Source organism: Sphingomonas psychrolutea (assembly GCF_014636175.1).
In the GTDB taxonomy this organism is placed as follows: Bacteria; Pseudomonadota; Alphaproteobacteria; order Sphingomonadales; family Sphingomonadaceae; genus Sphingomonas; species Sphingomonas psychrolutea.
In genome coordinates, this window is the sequence record NZ_BMDW01000014.1 from 12954 (window position 1) to 28236 (window position 15283).

General features: G+C 64.1%; 15 protein-coding genes and 1 pseudogene. 7 read left to right on the forward strand and 9 right to left on the reverse strand.

Annotated features, from left to right (window positions below):
• Positions 1–65: 65 nt before the first annotated feature.
• Entirely contained in the window at positions 66–1895 is a 1830-nt protein-coding gene (gene mutL, locus IEV62_RS11830) for a DNA mismatch repair endonuclease MutL (RefSeq protein WP_188447716.1), read from the forward strand.
• Positions 1896–2226: 331 nt separating this feature from the next.
• On the opposite strand, the gene rplI is transcribed toward mutL, so the two are convergent.
• From rplI to IEV62_RS11850, 4 genes are all read right to left on the reverse strand, one after another.
• Complete coding sequence (gene rplI, locus IEV62_RS11835) at positions 2227–2832, reverse strand: 50S ribosomal protein L9 (RefSeq protein WP_188447717.1); 606 nt, start codon at positions 2830–2832, stop codon at positions 2227–2229.
• A gap of 12 nt (positions 2833–2844) precedes the next feature.
• Positions 2845–3069: a 30S ribosomal protein S18 gene (gene rpsR, locus IEV62_RS11840; protein ID WP_010186331.1), complete on the reverse strand. Its 225-nt coding sequence runs from the start codon at positions 3067–3069 to the stop codon at positions 2845–2847.
• Positions 3070–3082: 13 nt separating this feature from the next.
• The gene (rpsF, locus tag IEV62_RS11845; protein WP_188447719.1) at positions 3083–3517 is read right to left on the reverse strand and encodes a 30S ribosomal protein S6; all 435 of its coding nucleotides are present in this window, start codon (positions 3515–3517) and stop codon (positions 3083–3085) included.
• A 178-nt stretch (positions 3518–3695) separates the two neighbouring features.
• Positions 3696–4070, reverse strand: a complete 375-nt coding sequence (locus IEV62_RS11850; RefSeq protein WP_188447721.1) for an RcnB family protein — start codon at positions 4068–4070, stop codon at positions 3696–3698.
• A 185-nt stretch (positions 4071–4255) separates the two neighbouring features.
• Between IEV62_RS11850 and fabD the strand changes: the two genes are divergently transcribed.
• From fabD to mltG, 6 genes and pseudogenes are all read left to right on the forward strand, one after another.
• Positions 4256–5191 (forward strand): ACP S-malonyltransferase, encoded by a 936-nt coding sequence (fabD, locus tag IEV62_RS11855; protein ID WP_188447723.1) that lies wholly within the window; start codon positions 4256–4258, stop codon positions 5189–5191.
• Between the two features lie 42 nt (positions 5192–5233).
• Positions 5234–5653 (forward strand): annotated as a pseudogene (locus IEV62_RS11860) (GxxExxY protein).
• Between the two features lie 11 nt (positions 5654–5664).
• Positions 5665–6402, forward strand: a complete 738-nt coding sequence (gene fabG, locus IEV62_RS11865) for a 3-oxoacyl-[acyl-carrier-protein] reductase (protein WP_188447725.1) — start codon at positions 5665–5667, stop codon at positions 6400–6402.
• Between the two features lie 94 nt (positions 6403–6496).
• Positions 6497–6733 carry an acyl carrier protein gene (locus IEV62_RS11870; protein WP_010186338.1) on the forward strand — a complete coding sequence of 79 codons (237 nt, stop codon included), beginning with the start codon at positions 6497–6499 and terminating at the stop codon, positions 6731–6733.
• A gap of 144 nt (positions 6734–6877) precedes the next feature.
• Complete coding sequence (gene fabF / locus IEV62_RS11875) at positions 6878–8137, forward strand: beta-ketoacyl-ACP synthase II (RefSeq protein WP_188447727.1); 1260 nt, start codon at positions 6878–6880, stop codon at positions 8135–8137.
• A 141-nt stretch (positions 8138–8278) separates the two neighbouring features.
• Complete coding sequence (gene mltG, locus IEV62_RS11880) at positions 8279–9244, forward strand: endolytic transglycosylase MltG (RefSeq protein ID WP_188447729.1); 966 nt, start codon at positions 8279–8281, stop codon at positions 9242–9244.
• 27 nt (positions 9245–9271) lie between these two features.
• Here mltG and eda read toward each other — a convergent pair whose 3' ends face one another.
• The 5 genes from eda to zwf all read right to left on the reverse strand — a co-directional run bounded on the left by eda (position 9272) and on the right by zwf (position 15214).
• On the reverse strand, positions 9272–9880 hold the full coding sequence (gene eda, locus IEV62_RS11885) for a bifunctional 4-hydroxy-2-oxoglutarate aldolase/2-dehydro-3-deoxy-phosphogluconate aldolase (protein WP_188447731.1): 609 nt from the start codon (positions 9878–9880) through the stop codon (positions 9272–9274).
• Positions 9877–10845: a glucokinase gene (gene glk, locus IEV62_RS11890; protein ID WP_188447733.1), complete on the reverse strand. Its 969-nt coding sequence runs from the start codon at positions 10843–10845 to the stop codon at positions 9877–9879. Before glk ends, eda begins: the two co-directional genes overlap by 4 nt.
• Before the next feature lie 139 nt (positions 10846–10984).
• The gene (gene edd, locus IEV62_RS11895) at positions 10985–12808 is read right to left on the reverse strand and encodes a phosphogluconate dehydratase (protein WP_188447734.1); all 1824 of its coding nucleotides are present in this window, start codon (positions 12806–12808) and stop codon (positions 10985–10987) included.
• Positions 12809–12920: 112 nt separating this feature from the next.
• Entirely contained in the window at positions 12921–13640 is a 720-nt protein-coding gene (gene pgl / locus IEV62_RS11900) for a 6-phosphogluconolactonase (protein ID WP_188447736.1), read from the reverse strand.
• 107 nt (positions 13641–13747) lie between these two features.
• Positions 13748–15214, reverse strand: a complete 1467-nt coding sequence (zwf, locus tag IEV62_RS11905) for a glucose-6-phosphate dehydrogenase (RefSeq protein WP_188447738.1) — start codon at positions 15212–15214, stop codon at positions 13748–13750.
• Positions 15215–15283 lie beyond the last annotated feature (69 nt).

A 15283-nucleotide genomic window follows, 5' to 3' on the forward strand; every position in this document is an offset into this window, starting at 1 on the left:
CCACGCTCTGATACTCGGTTGAATGCGGGTCGCGGGATGCCCTCGCTTGGGCTAGAGAAAAACGCATGTCAATACGCCGCCTGCCCGAACATCTCGTCAATCGTATCGCCGCCGGTGAAGTGGTCGAACGGCCCGCCAGCGCGTTGAAGGAACTTGTCGAAAACGCGATCGACGCCGGTTCGACGCGCATAGCGGTCAGGCTGGCCGGTGGCGGAACCGATTTGGTCGAAGTGACCGATGATGGCTGTGGCATGACACCGTCCGACATGGCGCTCGCGCTCGAGCGACATGCCACCTCGAAGCTGCCCGACGAGGCAATCGAAAACGTCGCAACGCTCGGATTTCGCGGCGAGGCGTTGCCCTCGATCGCGAGCGTGGCGCGGATGACGCTGGAAAGCCGGCCGCTTGGGCAACAGGGCTGGGCGCGGGTGGTCGACAATGGCGTGCTGGTGTCCGAGGGTCCCGCTGCGATTCCGCCCGGTACGCGCGTGCGGGTCGAGGCGCTGTTCGAGCGCGTGCCGGCGCGGCGTAAGTTCCTGCGCTCGCCGCGCAGCGAATTCGCGGCGTGCATCGATGTCGTGAAGCGGCTGGCGATGGCGCGGCCTGATATCGGCTTTTCGGTCGAGCATGATGGGCGGCGGTCGCTCGGCGTGACCGGCGGCGAAAGTTTGCCCGACCGCGTCGCGGCGCTGACCGATCGCGGGCTGATCGACAATGGCGTCGGCGTGGATTTCGTGCGCGAGGGGATCGGGCTGGGCGGGATCGCAGGTTTACCGACGTTCAATCGCGGCGTGGCCGATCACCAATATCTGTTCGTCAACGGGCGGCCGGTGAAGGATCGGCTGCTGATCGGCGCCATCCGCGGCGCTTATGCTGAAATGATGCCGCGCGACCGCCATGCCGTGGTGGCGCTGTTCCTCGACGTGCCGCCGGACGCGGTCGATGTGAACGTCCATCCTGCGAAGACCGAAGTGCGCTTCCGCGATCCGGCTTTGGTACGCGGGTTGATCGTCAGTGGCTTGCGCCGCGCGCTGGATGAAGCGGGGCATCGCTCGCAACATGCGCCGAAGGAAGCGATGGCGGCGTGGACTTCCGATCTAAGCCCCTCCCCTTCAGGGGAGGGGTTGGGGGTGGGGCCTCTCCGCGAACTCGACCTAGGGTATGTCGCACGGCCCCACCCCAACCCCTCCCCTGAAGGGGAGGGGCTAGCCCTCGATCGGCGCTCCTACGCCCTCAACGACCGCCGCACTTTCTTCACGCCACCGCCGCAAGCGCGCGCCGAACCCGCATACGCGCCCCCGCCGGAAACGACCGATTACCCGCTCGGCGTCGCGCGCGGACAGGTCGCCAAGACCTATATCGTCGCCGAAAGCCCCGACGGCCTGATCCTTGTCGATCAACACGCGGCGCACGAACGCCTCGTGCTCGAGCGGATGCGCAAGGCGATGGCGAACGGCGGCGTTGCATCGCAGGCGCTGCTGCTCCCCGAAGTGGTCGAACTCGATGAACCGGCGTGCGACCGGCTCGAAGCACGCGCCGCCGAACTGAGCGAATTCGGGCTCGACCTCGATCGCTTCGGCCCGCGCGCGATGCTGGTGCGCGGCGTACCGGCGCTATTGGGGCAGGGCGACGTGATCGGCCTCGTCACCGATCTCGCCGACGAACTCGCCGCCTTCGACGAAGCGCTCTCGCTGAAGGAGCGGCTCGACCATGTTGCGGCGACGATGGCGTGCCACGGCTCCGTGCGGGCGGGGCGGGTGTTATCGGTCGCCGAGATGAACGCGCTGCTCCGCGAAATGGAGGTCACCCCGCACTCGGGGCAATGCAATCACGGTCGCCCGACCTGGGTGAAGCTGGCGCATGGCGATATCGAGAAGCTGTTCGGACGCCGCTGAAGCTTCCACCTTGGTTAAGCTGGAACAGCATGTCGTAACGCTTCACCGCTAAAATAAAACGACTCATCGTATTGAAAGCATTTGGGCGCATACGCATTTGGGGGTCAGAGGTTCTGATCTTCAGACCCACAAAACAAAGCGACCGCAACAATGTCCAAGGTTCTTCCCGTTTTCCTCGCCCTCATCCCGTTCGCGGCCTTGGTGAGCGCGTGCGTGGTGACCGGGTAACAACGCTCCGCTCCAGCCCCCCAATCCCCGGGGCGGAGACACACGAAAAGGGCCGCCCGGATCACTCCGGGCGGCCCTTTTACGGGATAGCGAGCGGTAACGCTCAGGCTTGGGCTGGTGCCTCGGCCTGATTGTCGTCGCTGCTGACTTCAGCAGTCGCGCCCGGCTCGGCATTCGGATCGTACGCTTCGACGAAGCCTGCCTCGTCCTTCTCGAACAACGCTTCCATGACGTTGACGCCATCGGCCTGCATCTTCGCCTCTTCGGGCGAGCGTGCGATGTTGACCTTGATCGTCACCGAAACTTCCGGATGCAGCGACACCTTGATGTCGTACACGCCGATCGCCTTGATCGGCTTGTTGAGCACGATCGCCGACTTCGAGACCTTGTGACCCTCGGCCTCCAGCATTTCGATCAGATCGCGCACTGCGACCGAACCATAGAGCTGGCCGGTGTTCGACGACTGACGGATCAGCGTCAGCGTAATGCCGTCGATCGTCTTGGCTTCGATCTCGGCATGGCCGCGACGTTCCGCATTCTCAGCGACGATCGTCTCGCGGTTCTTTTCGAAGACCTTGCGGTTGGCTTCGTTGGAGCGAAGCGCCTTCTTGTTCGGCAGCAGGAAGTTACGGGCGAACCCGTCCTTCACCTTGACGACATCGCCAATGTTGCCGAGCTTTTCGACACGCTCCAGCAGGATGATATCCATGGGGTGCGCTCCTTACTTAACGATGTAGGGCAGCAAGCCCAGATGGCGCGAACGCTTGATCGCCTGGGCGAGCTCGCGCTGCTTCTTGCCGCTCACCGAGGTGATGCGGCTCGGGACGATCTTGCCACGCTCGGACACGAAGCCCTGCAGCAGACGGACGTCCTTATAGTCGATCCGGGGGGCATCCTTGGCCGAAAACGGGCAGGACTTGCGACGGCGGAAAAATGGGCGTGCCATGGTCTATAGCTCCTTATTCGCCGTCAAAGCTGCGACGCGGGCGATCTTCGCGATCACCGCGGTCCGGGCGATCGCCACGGCCTTCACGGCCGCCTTCGCGATCACCACGACGCTCACGGTCGCGGTCCGACTTGCGCATCATGACGCTCGGGCCTTCTTCCGAAGCGTCGATCTTGACGGTCATGTAACGAATGATGTCTTCGTTGATCTGAACCTGGCGCTCCAGCTCTGCGATCACGCTGCCGGGGGCATCGATCTCGAGCATCACGTAATGCGCCTTGCGGTTCTTCGCGATCTTATAGGCGAGGCTGCGCAGGCCCCAATTCTCGGTCTTGACGACGCGGCCGTCATTCCCGTTGATGATTCCGGCGGCCATTTCGGCCAGTGCGTCCACTTGCGCTTGTGCCAGATCCTGGCGCGCAAGGAACACGTGCTCGTATAGAGCCATGTTGCTTTCTTTCATTCTTGGCCGATCGCTGACGCCCGCACCATGCGAAACGCCCCTCCGGCTATCGTCTTCCGCTGAAATAGCGACCGGGGCGGAAAGCGTGTGCTTCCCACCCCGATGGCAGTTCCCTTAGCGAAATCCAGGCAGAAGGCAAGCCTGCCGCCCGAACTGGCGCGTCTTAATTGAACGCGCCGCCCAGCACCGCGCCGATCAGGCCGCCGGTGAGTGCCACGAGCACCGCGTCATTCCCCGAGCGGACCCAATGATAGCCACGCGGCGGAGCGTAGAGGCGACGACCGCGATACTGCCGCCAATCGCGGATTTCCTGATAGTTTTGCGCATAGCGACGGTCGAAACGCTGGCCCTTGTTCCAGCGGCGCTGCTGGTTGGGACGCGTGACGGTGCGCTTGGTGACGACGGTGCGGCCGTTGGGCTGCTGCCGGATGACCGTCGTCTGGCGATCGTTGCGATCGTTGCGATTTTGTTGCGCCTCGGCGGCGATCGGGCTGGCGATGGCCGCCGTCGCAAGCAATGCGATGAAAAGTTTCTTCACGGTTCAAATCCTTATGAAACGGCGCCAAGCTCCCGGCGTCGAACCCTATTTGGGGTGCGATTGTCGCACACCCGTACCGGGCTAAACACAAAAGGGTCGCAAAGTGTCCCGGTCGGGTCGGTCCCGTTCAGGTTGACGGCATGCATTGCCCGCGCCTAACCGCCGCGCCGAAGGAGTTTCAGCGGATGCGTGCGTTCATCTTTCCCGGGCAGGGAAGTCAGTCGGTCGGTATGGGCAAGGCGCTTGCCGCCGCGAGCCCGGTCGCGCGAGCGGTGTTTCAGGAAGTCGACGATGCGCTCGGTCAGCATTTGTTTCGTCTGATGACCGAGGGGCCCGAGGACGAACTCGAGCTGACCGAAAATGCCCAGCCGGCGATTATGGCGAATGCGATCGCGACGCTCAGGGTGCTCGAACAGGAAGGCGGCGTGCGGCTGGCCGACACGGCGGACTATGTCGCGGGCCATTCGCTCGGCGAATATACCGCCTTGTGTGCAGCGGGCGCGATCGATCTGGCGACGACGGCGCGGCTGTTAAAGCATCGTGGCCTTGCGATGCAGAAGGCGGTGCCGGTCGGGATCGGCGCGATGGCGGTGCTGCTGGGCGCTGACCTCGCCAAGGCGCGGGCAATTGCCGAGGCGGCCGCGGACGGCGAGACGTGTACCGTCGCCAATGACAATGATCCGTCGCAAGTCGTGATCTCGGGCCATCGCGGCGCGATCGAGCGCGCGGTCGCGCTTGCCAAGGACATGGGCGCCAAGCGCGCGCTCATGTTGCAGGTCTCCGCACCGTTCCACTGCCCGCTGATGCAGCCCGCCGCCGATGCCATGGAAAAGGCGCTGGCGGAGGCGCGGATCGACGCGCCTTTGGTTCCGCTTTTCGCCAATGTTACGGCGGCGCCGGTTGCCGACGCTGACACGATCCGCCGCCTGCTGGTCGAACAGGTCACCGGCATCGTCCGCTGGCGCGAGTCGGTGCTGGCGCTGCACGCGGCGGGGGTCGACCGCTTCGTCGAATTCGGCGGCAAGGTGCTAACCCCGATGGTAAAGCGCATCGCCCCCGATGCCACGGGGATGAGCGTCGTCACGATGGACGACGTCGAGGCTTTGGTTAAGGTGCTCTAAGAAGGGATTGGTCACGCGGAGACGCGGAGACGCGGAGAAGAAGTGAAAGATATAGACGAGATCAGCGGGGACGTGCTCGACTTGGCGTTGCGCTTGCATCGCGATCTCGGGCCCGGGCTGCTCGAAAGCGTCTATGAAATGGTTATGGCGGGAAAATTATCCGCGCTCGGCTATGAGGTAGCGCGCCAGCGCGCCGTAGACGTCGAGTTCGAGGGTATGCGATTCGACGCTGCGTTTAGGATCGACTTGCTCGTCGACCAGCGACTCCTCGTCGAAATCTAGTCAGTGGAGCGTTTCAACATCGCGCATGCGAAGCAGCTTTTGACGTATCTGCGACTGACACGGCAGCCCGTCGGGCTGCTGATCAACTTCGGAGGCGCGACGCTGAAGGAGGGAGTGCGACGGATCGTCAACGATCACCACTCCTCCGCGTCTCCGCGTCTCCGCGTGAATCAAATTTGATGGAGAATAGCATGTTCGACCTAACAGGCATGACCGCGCTGGTGACGGGCGCTTCGGGGGGGATCGGGTCGGCGATCGCCCAGGCGTTGGCGGCGCAGGGCGCGCGGTTGGCGGTTTCGGGGTCGAACCTCGCCAAGCTGGAGGCATTTCGCGACGGTCTCGGTGGCGATCATGTGGCGCTGCCGTGCGATCTTTCCGACGGTGCTGCGGTCGATGCGCTCGTGCCCACCGCGGTCGAGGCGCTCGGCAAGATCGATATCCTCATCAACAATGGCGGCATCACGCGCGACAATCTCGTCATGCGGATGAAGGATGAGGAATGGGATGCGGTGATCCGCGTCAATCTCGAGGCCGCGTTCCGCTTGGCGCGTGCCGCCGCGCGCCCGATGATGAAGGCGCGCTTTGGCCGGATCGTCTCGATCACGTCCGTTGTCGGCACGACCGGTAACCCCGGCCAGGCCAATTACGCCGCATCGAAGGGCGCGCTGACCGCGATGTCCAAGGCGCTGGCACAGGAACTCGCCAGTCGCGGGATCACGGTCAATTGCGTGGCACCCGGCTTCATCGCCTCGCCAATGACCGATGGCTTGCCCGACGCGCAAAAGGACGCGCTCAATGCGCGGATCCCGATGGGCAAAATGGGCGAGGGCGCTGACATCGGCGCGGCTGTCGTCTATCTGGCAAGCCGCGAAGCGGGATACGTCACCGGCCAGACCTTGCACGTCAATGGCGGGATGGCGATGATCTGAGCGCCGATTTGATCTGCCCTACTTGCAAGCCCCCCACGCCCGTTCTACGTGCGTTCAGGAATTCCCAAAACCCCCATCATAGAGGGACGATACAATGAGCGAGACCGCAGACCGCGTTAAGAAAATCGTTGTCGAGCATCTCGGCGTAGAAGCCGACAAGGTGACCGAGGACGCAAGCTTCATCGACGATCTGGGCGCAGACAGCCTCGACATTGTCGAGCTGGTGATGGCGTTCGAGGAGGAATTCGAAGTCGAAATCCCCGACGATGCCGCCGAAAAGATCACGACCGTGAAGGACGCCATCACCTTCATCGACGAGCATAAGAGCTGAGCATTCCGCTTTTGGTTGGGGCATTGGCATAGCCCCACGGCTGAACACATAGAACGGCTCCCCGTCCCAGGCAAAGACCGGGGGCAGGGGGCCGTTCCCATTTTACCCGCGTTTTATCGAAGACGTACAGAAACGGAGATCGCCATGCGGCGTGTTGTCGTAACCGGATTGGGCCTCGTGACGCCGCTTGGCGCCGATGTGGAGACCGCTTGGGCGAACCTTCTCGCATCCAAGTCGGGGGCGGGCACGATCACGCGCTTCGACGCGACCGATTATAAGTGTCGGATCGCTTGCGAAGTGAAGCCGGCCGATCATCCCTATGGCTTCGATCCGAACAAGCGCGTCGACCACAAGGTCCAGCGCCAAGTCGATCCGTTCATCATTTACGGCATCGATGCGGCGGGTCAGGCGCTCGAAGATGCCGGACTGCTCGATATGACGCAGGAGCAGAAATATCGCGCCGGGTGCTCGATCGGGGCCGGCATTGGCGGTCTGCCGGGGATCGCGTCCGAATCGATCGTGCTGCATGAAAAGGGCCCGAGCCGCGTCTCGCCGCATTTCGTGCATGGCCGTCTGATCAACCTGATCACCGGTCAGGTGCAAATCAAATACGGGCTGATGGGCCCCAACCACGCGGTCGTCACCGCCTGTTCGACCGGTGCACATTCGATCGGTGACGCGGCGCGGATGATCGCAATGGACGATGCCGACGTGATGCTGGCGGGCGGTTCCGAGGGCGCGATTTGCCCCCTGGGCATTGCCGGTTTTGCGCAGGCGCGCGCGCTGTCGACCCATTTCAACGACACGCCTGAACGCGGCAGCCGCCCGTATGACAAGGACCGCGACGGCTTTGTGATGGGCGAGGGCGCTGGCGTCGTCTGCCTTGAGGAATATGAGCACGCCAAGGCGCGCGGCGCGAAGATTTACGCCGAAGTCATCGGTTATGGCCTGTCGGGCGATGCCTATCACGTCACCGCGCCACACCCGGAGGGATCGGGCGCGTTCCGCTCGATGGAAATGGCGATGAAGAAGTCGGGGCTTCAGCTCGGCGACATCGACTATATCAATGCACACGGCACCTCGACTCCGCTTGGCGACGAACTCGAGCTGAACGCGGTCCGGCGTTTGTTCGGCAATGCGATCGGCACGCTGTCGATGAGCTCGACCAAGTCGGCGATCGGGCATTTGCTCGGCGGCGCGGGCGCGGTCGAGAGCATTTTTTGCATCCTGGCGATGCGCGATCAGGTCGTACCGCCGACGCTCAACCTCGATAACCCCAGCGACAATTGCGCGGGCGTCGATCTGGTGCCGCACGTCGCCAAGAAGCGCTCGGTCAAGGCGGTGCTCAACAATTCGTTTGGCTTTGGCGGCACCAATGCCAGCCTCGTCATGAAAGCGATGTGATGACTGGGCCGCGACTCCCCTCTTGCTTCCCCGGCGAACGCCGGGGCCCAGTTGCGCCTGTCGATGTGATTGAGTGCAGCGTTTTCCAATCTGTGCTGCGATACTGGGCCCCGGCCTCCGCCGGGGAAGGAAATTAGGTTAGTGCGCAAGCTCGGCTGCCTCGGTCTGATCCTGGGTCTCGCGGTCATCGCGGGGGCGTTTTTCGTCGTCCAGATGTGGGGTGGTCGCGGCCCGCTGGCGCATCCGATCAGCGTCGCGATCGCGCCCGGCAGCAGCCTGGCCAGCGCATCGGTGCAGCTGGAAAAGGCGGGGGCGATTTCCTCGGCCAGCAATTTCCGGATGTTCGCGAAGGTGTTCGGCTCCGACGCGCCGATCAAGGCCGGCGAATATCGCATCCCGGCGCATCTGAGCCAGGCCGACATTCTGAAAGTCCTGCAAGGCACCAAGACGATCCAGCGCTTCGTGACCATTCCCGAGGGCTGGGCATCGGTGCAAGTGAAGGACGCGATCGACAAGACGACCGGCTTGACCGGAACGATCTCAGTCCCGGCCGAGGGCAGCATCCTCCCCGACAGCTACGCATTCCAGCGCGGCGATACGCGCGCGTTCATCGTCAAGCGCATGCAAAGCGTGATGACGCGCTACCTCGCCAAGGCCTGGGCAAAGCGCCAGCCCGGCATCGCGGTGACGACGCCCGAACAAGCGCTGATCCTCGCCTCGATCGTTGAGAAGGAAACCGGTAAGCCGAGCGAGCGCGCAATGGTGGCGGCGGTCTATTCCAACCGGCTGAAGCAGGGGATGAAGCTGCAGGCCGACCCGACGATTCTCTATCCCCACACCGCCGGCCGCGCGCTCGGTCGCCGCATTCCGGGGCCGTGGGTGAGCGAGGTCAACGAATACAATACCTATGCAATGGTCGGCCTGCCCAAGGGCCCGATCTGCAATCCGGGTCGCGCGAGTATCGATGCGGTGCTCGATCCGGCGAAGACCAATGCGCTGTATTTCGTGGCGGATGGGTCGGGCGGGCACGTGTTCGCGGACACGCTGGAGCAGCATAACGCGAATGTCGCGAAATGGCGGGCATATCGGGCGGCTAACGGGATTTAGCTTTCCCTCTCCCACAGAGAGAGGGAATTAAGCGCGCAGCTCGCTCGCCGCGCGCGCCAACGCCTCGACCTCCGCCATACTCGCGCCCTTCGGCGTCACCCAGCTTCCGCCAACGCACAACACGGGAACGAACCCAAGCCATTCCGGCGCGCTTGCCTCGGTGATGCCGCCGGTCGGGCAGAAGCGGCACTGGTAGAACGGCGCGGCCAGCGCCTTCAGTGCCTTCAACCCGCCATTCGCCTCGGCCGGGAAGAATTTGAAATGGGCAAGGCCCAGATCGAGCCCCAACATGATGTCCGCCGCATTGGCGATGCCGGGGAGGAACGGCACGCCGCTCGCGATGATCGGCTGTGCGAGGCGCTCGGTCAGGCCCGGCGAGACGATGAACTCGGCACCCGCATCCATGGCGGCTGCGAACTGTTCCGGGTTCACCACCGTGCCCGCCCCCACGATCGCGCCGGGGACCTTTTTCATCTCGCGGATCGCGTCGAGCGCAGCCGGCGTGCGCAGTGTCACTTCGAGCACCTTGAGGCCGCCCGCGACGAGCGCCTCGGCGAGCGGTCGTGCGGTCGCGGCATCGTCGATCACGAGCACGGGGATGACCGCGCTGGTGCGCATGATCTGTTCGATACTCATCGGGCATGTTCCTGTGCAAACGCCGCCGCCGCGCCGAACAGGCCGGGTTGCGGGTGCGTGATGATCTTGACGGGCACCGACTTCATCAGCCCCTGAAAGCGCCCCTTGGCGGTGAAGCGCTGTTCGAACCCCGATTGCAGCAAGCGATCTTTCAGCCGCAGCCCAAGCCCACCGGCAATCACCACCGCATTCGGCCCGTGCGCCAGCGCCAGATCGCCCGCCACAGCGCCAAGCGCCAGACAGAAACGGTCGAGCGCGGCGAGTGCGAGGCTGTCGCCGCCCTCGAGCGCCAGCGTCCAGATCGCCTTGTCGTCGATCTGCTGGATCGCGCGGCCCTCGATTTCGGCGAGCGTCTGGTAGATCGCGACGATCCCGGGGCCAGCGACCACGCGCTCCATCGAGACGCGCGTAAACGTCTTGCGCAGCCGCTTGAGCAAAGCATCCTCGATCCCATCGAGCGGTGCAAAATCCTGATGCCCGCCTTCGGTTTCAATCACATGATAGCCGTCTTTCACCCGCAGCACCTGTGCGACGCCCAGACCCGTGCCGGGGCCGCAGACGGTGATCGATCCGCTTTGCGGCAGCGCCACGTCAGGGCCGCAGACATGCGTAAAATGCTCGGGCGCGACTTGCGCCACGGCATGGCCGATCGCGCCGAAATCGTTGATCAGCACATAGCTGTCGACGTTCAATCGCTCCGGGATCAGCGCGGGGCGGATGATCCACGGATTGTTGGTCATCTTGATCAGCTCGCCACCGATCGGGGAGGCGATCCCGATCGCGGCGGCGCGGGGCAGGGGGGTGCCCACGTGCTGCCCGAACGCCTCCCAGGCGGTCTGCAAGCTTGCATATTCGGCGGTCTTGAGCGTGACCGGCTCGCCAAGCGAGACGACACAGCCCTCGGCCACCTCGGCCAGCGCGAAGCGCGCGTGCGTGCCGCCAAGATCTACTGAAACTAACTGCATGGAAACTCCGCTGCTTCCACCCCGGCGAAAGCCGGGGCGCAGTTGCGAGACATGCGGGGGGATGCACAGCGCGCGGGAACGACAATCTTCGCTACTGGGCCCCGGCCTTCGCCGGGGTGGAGCACATTGTGAGACATACTCACCACCCCATGCCCGTCAGCAATGGCGAGGCACCGCGTTCGGCTTCATTGGCATTTGCGCGGAACAGCCCGAACAACTCGCGGCCCATGCCTTCGGCCTCGGGCGGCGCGGTGGCGGGGGTGCGCGCCGCCCATTCCGCCGGATCGACCCGCGCGAACAGGTCGCCCGCGGCGGCATCGAGCCGAATCACATCGCCATCACGCACGCGCGACAGCGGTCCGTCACCCAAGGCTTCAGGCGAGCAATGGATTGCGGCGGGTACCTTGCCGCTCGCCCCCGACATGCGCCCGTCGGTGACGAGCGCGACCCGGAAGCCGCGATTTTGCAGAACGCCGAGCGCTGGCGTGAGCTTGTGCAATTCGGGCATGCCATTGGCGCGCGGGCCCTGAAAGCGCATCACCACGACGACATCACGGTCGAGCTCGCCCGCCTGGAACGCGGCGAGGACGGCAGCTTGGTCCTGAAAGACGCGCGCCGGCGCTTCGATCGTCCAGCGATCGCGCTCGACCGCCGAGACCTTGATGCAGGCGCGGCCGAGATTGCCGGTAAGGATGCGAACCCCCCCCTCGGGCGCGAAGGGTGCGGCTGGCGCGCGGAGGATCGTATCGTCGCCGCTCGCGCCGGGATCGACCCAGGCAAGCGCTTCGGAGTCATCGAGCACCGGCTTGCGCCCGTAATCAGTCATATCCTCCCCGGCGACCGTCAGCAGATCGCGGTGCAACAGTCCGGCATCGGCGAGTTCGCGGATCACGAAGGCCATCCCGCCCGCCTGCTCGAACCCGTTCACGTCGGCCGAGCCATTGGGATAGACTCGCGCAATCAGCGGGATTGCCTTGGACAGACGGTCGAAATCCTCCCAGTCGATCACGATCCCCGCGCACGCCGCGATGGCGGGCAGATGGAGCAAATGATTGGTCGATCCGCCGGTCGCGAGCAGACCGATTGCCGCGTTCACGATTGCCTTCTCATCGACGCACAGCCCGAGCGGGCGATAGCAATCCCCACTCCAGCCGATTTGCGGCAAGCGGTGCACTGCGGCGCGCGTCAATTCCTGCCGCAACTTGGTGCCGGGGTTGACGAAGGCAGCGCCGGGCATGTGCAGCCCCATCATTTCCATCATCATCTGATTGGAATTGGCAGTGCCGTAAAAGGTGCAGGTGCCCTTGGAATGATACGCGCCGATCTCGGCCTCGAGCAGCGCCTCGCGGCCGACTTTGCCCTCGGCAAACGCCTCGCGCACCGCGACCTTGGCCTTGTTGGCGAGGCCCGAGGGCATTGGCCCGGCGGGGATGAACACCATCGGCAAATGCCCGAAACGCAGCGCACCCATCAGCAAGCCCGGTACGATCTTGTCGCAAATGCCGAGCAACGCCGCGCCCTCGAACATGCCGTGGCTGAGCGCGATGGCGGTCGAGAGCGCGATCGTATCACGGCTGAACAGCGACAGCTCCATCCCGGCATAGCCTTGCGTGACACCGTCGCACATCGCCGGCACGCCGCCCGCGACTTGCGCGGTCGCCCCCGCTTCACGCGCCCACACCTTCATCTGCTCGGGATAGCGATAGTAAGGCGCATGCGCCGAGAGCATGTCGTTATACGAGGTGACGATCCCGATATTCATCGCCTTGCCGCTGGTCAGCGTCGGGCGGTCCTCCTCGGTCCCGGCATAGGCGTGTGCGGCATTCGCGCAGCCCATCGCCGGGCGCGCGATATGCGTGTCGCGCGCGCGACCGATCAGCGCGAGATAGGCATCGCGCGTGGGCTTCGACCGGGTGATGATCCGGTCGGTGACCGCGGCGATTTCTGGGTGGAGGGCGGTCATTTCGCTACTTCGTCACCCCGGCCTTGTGCCGGGGTCCACCGAGCAACGCAGCGGGCGTTTTGGTGAAGCGTGGACCCCGGAACAAGTCCGGGGTGACGAAAAGCGGGGCGCATCACTCCGCCGCCCAGTGGATATCCACCGGCAGTTCGGCATCCGCCAGCACGCGCCCGATCGGATATTTCGACGACGGTCCCTGTTTGATCGCGTCCTCGATCACCTTTTTCTTGGCGTCGCCGATGACCGCAATGATCAGCGCGCGTGCGGAGATCATCGCCTCGCGGCTGAGCGTTACGCGAGCGACCGGCGCGTCCTTGGGCATCGGATCGGGCATCACGCCCAAGGCGCGGCGCTCCTTCGGGCCGGACAGCGCTTCGTCGTAATCGGGGCCGGGAAAGATCGATCCGGTATGGCCGTCGGCGCCGACGCCGAGCAGACACAGATCGAGCGGCCAGTGCAGATCCTGCATCAACGCATCGGCGGAGCGGCCCGCAGCCTTGTAATCGGCCGTCGCGTTAGGGACGATCGGCTTGACGCGCGCGCCCTTGGGCAGGAACGCCTTAGCGATCATCGTGACGTTTGACAGCGGATCGCCCAGCGGCACGATCCGTTCATCGACGGGGACAATCGTCACGCGCTTCCAGTCGTGCTTGGCGGCGGCCAGCTTGGCATAGATCGGGATCGGCGTCTTGCCGCCCGAAAGCGCGATCACCGCCGCGCCGCGCGCATCGATCGCGCTGTCGATGATAAAGCCGATATCGCCCGCGACGGCCGCCGCCATCTCGTCGGCATTCTCATAATCCCACCATTCGATTTCACGGTCGTCGTCGCTCATAAAAACCTCATTCCGTCACCCCGGACTTGTTCCGGGGTCCACTTTTCAATCGCACACAACGCCTGTGAGGCGCGGTGGACCCCGGAACAAGTCCGGGGTGACGAGCGCTAGTCGTCCTGCCAGGTCACCCCGTCACGTTCGGTCAGCGCGATCGCCGCACTTGGCCCCCAGCTGCCCGAGGCGTAATTCTTGGGCTTCATGTCGTTCGCCACCCAACCGGCGCGGATCGCGTCGATCCACATCCATTGCGCCTCGACCTCGTCGCGCCGCACGAACAGCGTTTGATCGCCTTCGATGAGATCGAGCAGCAACCGCTCATACGCGATACGGCGCGGCTTTCCGGCGAATTCGGCATCGAGACTGAGATTCAGCGGCACTTCGCGCAAGCGAATCCCGTCGCGGTCGAGGCCCGGCTCCTTCGCCATCATCAGCATCTGGACATATTCCTCGGGCTGCAGCCGTATTACCAGCACGTTGGGCTGGAGCAGTCCGCCGCGATTCGAAAACATCGAATGCGGCACGGGCTTGAACTGGATCGCAATTTCGCTCCGCCGGGTCGTCATGCGCTTGCCGGTGCGCAGGTAGAAGGGCACGCCCTGCCACCGCCAATTGTCGACATGCGCCTTGATCGCGACGAACGTCTCGGTGGTGGAAGGCTTGCCGAGTTCATCGATATAGCCTTTGACGATCTCGCCCCCGCTCGCGCCAGCGGCATATTGGCCGGTCACCGACATAAGCGGCGCGTCGGCGGGTTCGATCGTGCGGAGCGACCGGAACACCTTGGCTTTCTCGTCGCGAATCGCGGTGCCGTCGAAGCGCGCGGGCGGCTCCATCGCGATCAGCGCGAGCAACTGCAGCATATGGTTGGCGACCATGTCGCGCAAAGCGCCGGCACCGTCATAATACGCCGCGCGCTCCTCGAGCCCGACCGTCTCCGAAATCGTGATCTGGATGTTGTCGATCCCGCGCGCATTCCACACCGGCTCGAAGAAACTGTTGCCGAACCGCAGCGCAAGAATGTTCTGCACCGTTTCCTTGCCGAGATAATGGTCGATCCGGAAGGTGCGATCCTCCGAAAAGGCCGAGGCAACGGTGTCATTGATCTCGCGGCTCGAGGCAAGATCGTAGCCGAGCGGTTTCTCCAGCCCGATCCGCACCGTCGCACCGGCAAGCCCCGCCGAATCGAGCCCACGGATCACCGCTTCGAACAGCGATGGTGCGGTCGACAGGAAGATCGCGAGGCCGCCCGACACATCTCCCACTTTTTCGGCGAGTTGCTGGTAATGCGTCAGGTCGGTCGCATCGAGCGACTGATACTGCAACCGCTCCAAAAAGCTTTTCGCGGCCTTCTCGTCCTTGCGGTCAGCCGGCAGAAATTCGTCGAGCGCGGCCTTCGCAAACTTGCGATAGCTCGCATCGCTATGCTCGGAGCGGGCGGTGCCGGTGATCGTCAGCCCTTCGGGCAATAATCCATCGGCGTGCAAGCCATAGAGCGAGGGCAGCAGCATGCGCTGTGCAAGGTCTCCGGTCGCGCCGAACAGCAACAGCTTGGCGACGGGCGTGCGAACATGCATTGCGAAGCGACCTCCTGGGGAAGGGGTTCCCTAATCACGCAGACACGCGCCGCCAAGGTGAATACGTAA

Bases quoted from the DNA above. Each gene is read 5' to 3' on its own strand.
- fabF (WP_188447727.1), top strand. From the start codon at position 6,878: ATGCGGCGTGTTGTCGTAACCGGATTGGGCCTCGTGACGCCGCTTGGC.
- fabG (WP_188447725.1), top strand. From the start codon at position 5,665: ATGTTCGACCTAACAGGCATGACCGCGCTGGTGACGGGCGCTTCGGGG.
- fabD (WP_188447723.1), top strand. From the start codon at position 4,256: ATGCGTGCGTTCATCTTTCCCGGGCAGGGAAGTCAGTCGGTCGGTATG.
- rpsF (WP_188447719.1), bottom strand. From the start codon at position 3,517: ATGGCTCTATACGAGCACGTGTTCCTTGCGCGCCAGGATCTGGCACAA.
- IEV62_RS11870 (WP_010186338.1), top strand. From the start codon at position 6,497: ATGAGCGAGACCGCAGACCGCGTTAAGAAAATCGTTGTCGAGCATCTC.
- glk (WP_188447733.1), bottom strand. From the start codon at position 10,845: ATGCAGTTAGTTTCAGTAGATCTTGGCGGCACGCACGCGCGCTTCGCG.
- edd (WP_188447734.1), bottom strand. From the start codon at position 12,808: ATGACCGCCCTCCACCCAGAAATCGCCGCGGTCACCGACCGGATCATC.
- mutL (WP_188447716.1), top strand. From the start codon at position 66: ATGTCAATACGCCGCCTGCCCGAACATCTCGTCAATCGTATCGCCGCC.
- rpsR (WP_010186331.1), bottom strand. From the start codon at position 3,069: ATGGCACGCCCATTTTTCCGCCGTCGCAAGTCCTGCCCGTTTTCGGCC.
- pgl (WP_188447736.1), bottom strand. From the start codon at position 13,640: ATGAGCGACGACGACCGTGAAATCGAATGGTGGGATTATGAGAATGCC.
- rplI (WP_188447717.1), bottom strand. From the start codon at position 2,832: ATGGATATCATCCTGCTGGAGCGTGTCGAAAAGCTCGGCAACATTGGC.
- zwf (WP_188447738.1), bottom strand. From the start codon at position 15,214: ATGCATGTTCGCACGCCCGTCGCCAAGCTGTTGCTGTTCGGCGCGACC.
- eda (WP_188447731.1), bottom strand. From the start codon at position 9,880: ATGAGTATCGAACAGATCATGCGCACCAGCGCGGTCATCCCCGTGCTC.